The 5,878-nt window shown below is 49.5% G+C and carries 5 protein-coding genes and 1 pseudogene; all 6 read left to right on the forward strand.

The window, feature by feature from the left end:
• A pseudogene (locus Q0C11_RS14125) lies at positions 1–109 on the forward strand (IS1595 family transposase); the annotation flags it as partial.
• A gap of 69 nt (positions 110–178) precedes the next feature.
• Positions 179–1,087 carry an AAA family ATPase gene (locus Q0C11_RS14130; protein ID WP_293009049.1) on the forward strand — a complete coding sequence of 303 codons (909 nt, stop codon included), beginning with the start codon at positions 179–181 and terminating at the stop codon, positions 1,085–1,087.
• Between the two features lie 32 nt (positions 1,088–1,119).
• Positions 1,120–2,697, forward strand: coding sequence for a type I restriction-modification system subunit M (locus tag Q0C11_RS14135; RefSeq protein ID WP_293009057.1), 1,578 nt, complete (start codon positions 1,120–1,122; stop codon positions 2,695–2,697).
• Positions 2,698–2,971: 274 nt separating this feature from the next.
• Entirely contained in the window at positions 2,972–4,855 is a 1,884-nt protein-coding gene (gene mnmG / locus Q0C11_RS14140; RefSeq protein WP_293009051.1) for a tRNA uridine-5-carboxymethylaminomethyl(34) synthesis enzyme MnmG, read from the forward strand.
• The gene (gene rsmG / locus Q0C11_RS14145) at positions 4,852–5,529 is read left to right on the forward strand and encodes a 16S rRNA (guanine(527)-N(7))-methyltransferase RsmG (protein ID WP_293009053.1); all 678 of its coding nucleotides are present in this window, start codon (positions 4,852–4,854) and stop codon (positions 5,527–5,529) included. Before mnmG ends, rsmG begins: the two co-directional genes overlap by 4 nt.
• On the forward strand, positions 5,526–5,878 hold a 353-nt coding region (locus tag Q0C11_RS14150), incomplete at its 3' end, for a ParA family protein (protein ID WP_293009055.1). The genes rsmG and Q0C11_RS14150, both read left to right, overlap by 4 nt.

Consider the following 5,878-nt stretch of genomic DNA (forward strand, 5'->3'; position numbering starts at 1 on the left):
CGGATGGCACAGAATGATTGACCGTCTCGGTCAAAGTATTACACCAATCCTTTGTTTTATAGCATCTCTTGGCAAAACAAGGCAGGTTCAACAACTAATTGTGACATAGCCTTATTTTAACTCATTTACCGAAGACCTCTTTACTTGGGACAACGATCTGGATGGCGACAGTGAGCGGGTGCTGAAAATCAATTCCGCTTCCCGCTTTTTCGCCGGGCTTGCGGAGATGGAAATGGATAACCGCATCCGTCCGTTGCTGAGTCGCTACGCCGACTTTGATTTTCAAATCGACACCGCCGAATGGAAGATCAGTTTTTCACGCCAGATTACCATAGGCAATGGTGAGGGCGCGAGAACGGAAATAGTTGATAACATCAAAATTTCGCGCGGCGAGGAGAATATCTTTATCTGGTGTTTCTTTCTCGCCATCGTGCAACTAAGGTTGGATGATGACGGGACGGGGCCTTACAACTGGGTCAAGTACATCTACATTGACGATCCGATTTCTTCTCTTGACGAGCACAACGCCATCGTCGTTGGAAACCATCTCGTGCAATTGTATAGAGAAGCGCCAAATCCAGTCAATACGGTCGTTTCAACGCATCACAACCTATTCTTCAACGTGTTGCATTATGAATTCAAAAATCACTTCAATCGCCAGTCATCGCAGTACGTGTTAAGTCAAGACCGAGGTACTGGTGGTTATGTCATGCGTTTTCAGAAAGGTGACACTCCATCATTTCATCACGTCGCCGCTTTGGCTGAACTTCACCGCGTTTCGCAAGGCGACACGATCCATACCTATCACTTCAATATGCTTCGAGTCGTACTGGAAAAGACCGCTTTGTTTCACGGATACGGACATTTCTCAGCATGTATTAAAATAGATCAGGACGACGCCGATGGGATACTGCATCAAAGATTCGTCGATCTTTTGAGTCACGGAAAATATGCACTTTTCGAACCAAATGAAATGGGAATCGAAACAAAAGACTATTTCCGAGAAATCCTACGTAAGTTTCTCGAACGTTATCCATTTAATCCCGCCTTATTCCCAAGCGAAGCAGAGGAACAACCCACACCATGACCGAACAAGATTAAAAGCAACTGGGCAACACCCTGTGGGGCATTGCCGACCAACTGCGCGGGGCGATGAACGCGGACGACTTCCGCGACTATATGCTCTCCTTTCTGTTTTTGCGCTACCTGTCCGATAACTACGAGACGGCGGCGCAGAAGGAGCTGGGGCCGGATTATCCGAAACTGGAAGTTGGCGACCGCTGTACGCCACTGGCGGTGTGGTACACACAGAACCCGGACGATACCACCGAGTTTGAAAAGCAGATGCGTCGCAAAACGCATTATGTGATCAAGCCTGATTACCTCTGGGGCAGCATCGCGGAGCTGGCCCGCACGCAAGACAAGGAATTGTTGCAGGCCCTGCAAAAGAGCTTCGACTACATCGAGAACGAATCCTTTGCCAGCACCTTTGGCGGGTTATTCTCCGAAATCAACTTGAATTCAGAGAAGCTGGGCAAGGGCTACATCGCGCAAAACGCCAAGCTTTGCACCATCATCAAGGCCATTGCCGATGGTCTGGAAAAGTTCTCTACCGACAAGGACACCCTGGGTGACGCCTATGAATACCTGATCGGCCAGTTTGCCGCCGGTTCCGGCAAGAAGGCGGGCGAGTTCTACACTCCGCAGCAGATTTCCAGCATCTTGTCGGGTATTGTCACGCTGGACAGCCAGGAACCTGCCACCGGTAAAAAGAAGCAACTGGAGAGCGTGTTCGATTTTGCCTGTGGCTCTGGCTCTTTGTTGCTTAACGTACGCAATCAGATTCGTAAAGCAGGCGGCACAATAGGAAAAATCTTCGGACAGGAAAAGAACATCACCACCTACAACCTGGCGCGCATGAACATGCTGTTGCACGGGGTGAAGGATTCCGAGTTTGAGATTTATCACGGCGATACACTGACCAACGATTGGGATTCGCTGCGCGAGATGAACCCGGCCAAGATGCCGAAATTTGATGCGGTGGTGGCCAATCCGCCGTTTAGCTACCGCTGGGAGCCGACGGAGGCTCTGAGCGAAGATATGCGCTTCAAGAACTACGGCCTGGCACCCAAATCCGCTGCCGATTTCGCCTTTTTGCTGCACGGCTTTCACTACCTGAAGCCCGAAGGCGTCATGGCCATCATCCTGCCGCATGGCGTGCTGTTTCGTGGCGGCGTGGAAGAACGCATTCGCACCAAACTGCTGAAAGACGGCCACATTGACACCGTGATCGGCTTGCCTGCCAACCTGTTTTTTTCAACCGGTATTCCGGTGTGCATTCTCGTTTTGAAGAAGTGCAAGAAGCCCGACGATGTGCTTTTTATCAACGCCGCCGAGTACTTCGATAAGGTAAAGCGCCAGAATCGCTTGTTGCCGGAACACATCGACAAGATCATCGACACCTATCAGTTCCGCAAGGAAGAAGAGCGATATGCCCGGCAGGTGCCGATGGAAGAGATCGAAGCGAACGGCTATAACCTGAATATCTCGCGCTATATCAGCACGGCACAAGCAGAAGTAGACATTGATTTAGAGACTGTGCATACTAAATTGACAGCGCTGGGGAAACAGATTGATGAGGCTGCCGGGAAGCATAATGAATTTCTCAAGGAACTAGGATTGCCGCCATTACCCTGATTCTGGTGAACGATGAAAAGCAAACGATCGACAAAGAATCCATGTAAAGCATGGAATATTTTATATGATTGGTTTGTGCCAGTTAAGGAAAATAATAAAATAATATGATTTTAAGAAGCTTCTTTGTGGCCATTCTTGCTTTCATCGTTACCCTCCACCTATAATTGCACGCGAAAACTTCCTCTTTTTGGCTTACAATGCAAGAAAGGTTTCACGTGAAACCAATCTATTAAAAATCTTCTTGTTTCATCAGAACTATCGATAACTTAACATCATGAACAATCACGTGGATTTTGACATTATTGTTGTGGGCGGCGGGCATGCCGGGACTGAGGCTGCCTTGGCGGCTGCGCGTATGGGTTGCCAGACGTTATTGCTGACGCATAATATCGAAACGATTGGTCAGATGTCGTGCAATCCGTCGATTGGTGGCATCGGTAAGAGTCATTTGGTCAAGGAAATCGATGCCTTGGGTGGTGTGATGGGTGTGGCGGCAGATGAGGCAGGAATTCAGTTTCGCATGTTGAATTCGAGTAAGGGTCCGGCTGTCAGGGCAACGCGTGCGCAGGCCGATCGTGTTCTGTATAAGCAAGCGATCCGCAGTCGCGTGGAGAATCAGCCGAACCTGCGGGTGATGCAGCAGGCAGTGGATGATTTGATTGTCGAGCAGGATCGTGTGATTGGCGTAGTTACGCAGCTTCAGATTAAAATTCATGCGCGTGCGGTAATCCTGACGGTGGGTACATTCCTCGCAGGGCTTGCGCATATCGGAAAGACCCATTTTAAAGCTGGCCGTGCCGGTGACCCGCCGTCGTTGACACTGGCGCAGCGGTTGCGCGAAATGGAATTTCCGGCAGGTCGATTGAAAACTGGTACGCCGCCGCGTATCGATGGCCGTACGATGGATTATGCCAAGCTGCTGGAGCAGCCGGGCGATAGCCCGACCCCGTCGTTCTCGTTGGTTGATGCCAATATTCAGCATCCGCGCCAGATTTCCTGTTGGATCACGCATACCAATGATGCGACGCACAGTATTATCCGCGATGGTTTAGTTGATTCACCCTTGTTTTCCGGAAAAATAGAAGGTGTCGGTCCGCGTTATTGTCCGTCGATTGAGGATAAAGTGGTACGTTTTTCCGCGCGTGAATCGCATCAGATTTTTCTTGAACCGGAAGGTTTGAACACGTATGAAATCTATCCCAATGGCATTTCAACCAGTTTGTCATTCGATGTGCAGGTTAAGCTGGTTCACTCGATCGCTGGTCTGGAGAATGCGCATATCACGCGACCAGGGTATGCAATTGAGTACGATTACTTCGATCCGCGTAATCTGAAGCGCTCACTCGAAACCAAAACCATCGAGAATTTGTTCTTTGCCGGGCAGATCAACGGCACTACAGGCTATGAGGAAGCTGCGGCGCAAGGATTGTTGGCCGGAGTTAATGCCGCACTGAAAATTCAGGCGCGTGATGCTTGGCTGCCACAACGTAATGAAGCTTACCTGGGCGTGCTGGTCGATGATCTGGTAACTTCCGGCGTGACCGAACCGTACCGGATGTTTACCAGTCGCGCAGAATACCGCTTGCAATTGCGCGAAGACAATGCTGACCTCCGTTTGACTGAAACCGGCAGAAGGCTGGGTTTGATCGACGATCAGCGCTGGGCGGCATTTAGCGCAAAGCAGGAAGCGATTGAAAAAGAGCAGCATCGACTTGATTCGATTCGCGTGCTGCCAGGAATATTGCCAGAGCAGGATGCTATTCGCGTGCTGGGTAAAAGCATTGAGCGCGAATATACATTAACTGAATTACTCAAGCGACCTAATGTCACCTATGTTTCATTGATGACCTTATCGGGTGCGGGCGAGCCGGTGGTGAATGCGCAAGTAGCCGAGCAAGTCGAGATTCAAGCCAAGTATCACGGTTATATCCAGCGTCAACAGGAAGAGGTTTCCCGTCAAGCGCAATATGAAAATACTTTACTGCCGAAGGATATTGACTATTGCGCGGTGAAAGGGCTGTCGAACGAAGTGCAGCAAAAATTGAATCAGCACAAACCGGAGACCATGGGCCAAGCATCGCGGATTTCCGGAGTGACGCCGGCGGCGATTTCGCTGCTGCTGGTGCATTTGAAGCGCGGATTTGCGGTCAATGAATGAGTTTGCTTCCGCAGATTACGCAAAGTTTGCGAGCACTGGATCCGGTTGTTACTGCACCCGAAGAACAGCTTGCTAAAAGCATCGAGCGCTATATAGCGCTGATTGAAAAATGGAACAAAGTTCATAATCTGACAGCGATTCGTTCTCCGCAAGAGATGCTGACACAACATGTGATGGATAGTCTTGTGGTGTTGCCGCATATTCATGGCGCGCACATTATCGACGTTGGCACAGGGGCAGGACTGCCGGGAATACCGATTGCACTGGCAAAATCCGATTGGCAAGTGACTCTGGTGGAAAGTAATCAAAAGAAAATCGCTTTTTTACAACAAGTAAAAATAGAATTGGAATTGAAGAACGTTGAAATCATGGCACAACGAATTGAACATATCGTTGTAAGCAAAAGCGTTAATACCATTATCTCGCGCGCTTTTTCAGAACTGGGAGAATTTGTCGCGTTAACCCGACAATGGGCAAATGCACAAAATATTGATTGTCGCTGGGTCGCGATGAAAGCACTTTGCTCAGAACAGGAACGCAAGCAAATTCGTGAGCCGTTTGTGATTGAGGACATCGTGACGCTAAACGTGCCTGAATTGAAAGCAGCGCGGCAATTGGTGATTATAAAATATGATCTTGATTCGGTCGCAAGCAATAAGGAGCCAATGCCGTGACCAAAATACTCGCTATTACCAATCAAAAAGGCGGTGTCGGGAAAACCACCACTAGCGTGAATCTGGCGGCAAGTTTGGCGGCATCCGGGAAACGCGTTTTATTGGTCGATCTCGACCCGCAAGCCAACGCAACAATGGGTAGTGGGATCAACAAGCAAAAGATCACAGCCACGGTCTATCATGTGCTGATGGACAATGCAGAAATACAACATGTACGGGTGAGCAGTCCGCAGGGGAAATACGACTTGATTCCCGCCAATCGGGATCTAGCCGGAGCGGAAGTGGAGATGGTGGAATTTTCCCAGCGCGAGGCACGACTGAAAACTGCACTGGAAGTCATTGCAAGTGA

The organism is Nitrosomonas sp., from assembly GCF_022842015.1.
Taxonomy (GTDB): domain Bacteria; phylum Pseudomonadota; class Gammaproteobacteria; order Burkholderiales; family Nitrosomonadaceae; genus Nitrosomonas.